General features: G+C 68.2%; 1 pseudogene. It reads right to left on the reverse strand.

Features of this window, described 5'->3' with window-relative positions:
• Positions 1-192 precede the first annotated feature (192 nt).
• Positions 193-808, reverse strand: a pseudogene (locus RA21_RS21895) (serine hydroxymethyltransferase); the annotation flags it as partial.

Consider the following 808-nt stretch of genomic DNA (forward strand, 5'->3'; position numbering starts at 1 on the left):
CCATGTGTTGTTACCGCAATAGTAGAACACAACCGCGGCTCCGGGTCACCCGCTGCCGTCAGGTCCGGCAGCCAGAACCTCTCCCGCCCGTCGTCCGCCTTTCCTGCGGCAAGGCATCCTCCCGTTGGGCCAGCGGGTCCGGCACAGCCGGTCACGCGCGGGTGCGGGAGAGCGCCGCTTTGGCGTTCAGCCTCAACGGACGTAGTGCATCCGCTGGAAACCGGCGCGGTACGCGGCAACCTCTGCCGCCATGGCTGCCGGGTCCTTTGCCCGAATGGCCCGGGCGATCAGGTCTGCGAGCTTGGGCGCATCCGCTAGGGTGACACCCCGGCGCACCAGTTCCGGCGTGCCGATGCGCAGCCCGTTCATGTCGCCCGGCACCTCCGCGATGGGCAGGCCGATGCCGCAGGCCAGGAAGCCTGCCTTGCGCAGATGCTTCGATGCCGCCTGGCCGCCACCGAACTCCGCCGCCTCCAGTGCAAACTGATGCGACTGGGTCATGCCGCGCGCAGCGGCAAAGACCGGCAGCCCCTGCCCGGCCAGCGCCTCGGCCAGGGCCAGCGACAGATCTGCCATTGCCTTGGCATAGCCCGCGCCATGCTCCACCCAGTCCAACAGGCTCATCGCCAGCGCCGCCGACTTTGCTGCATCAAAGTTTGCAGTCATGCCGGGAAAGGCGATGGCATCCAGCCGCTCGGCGATGTCCGCATCGTTGGTGACGATCAGCCCGCCAGCCGGGCCGCCCAGGCTCTTGTAGGTGCTCATCGTCATCAGATGCGCGCCCTGCTCCAGCGGGTTGCCCCAATGG

Origin of the sequence: Leisingera sp. ANG-DT, assembly GCF_000813785.1 — a bacterium.
Taxonomy (GTDB): domain Bacteria; phylum Pseudomonadota; class Alphaproteobacteria; order Rhodobacterales; family Rhodobacteraceae; genus Leisingera.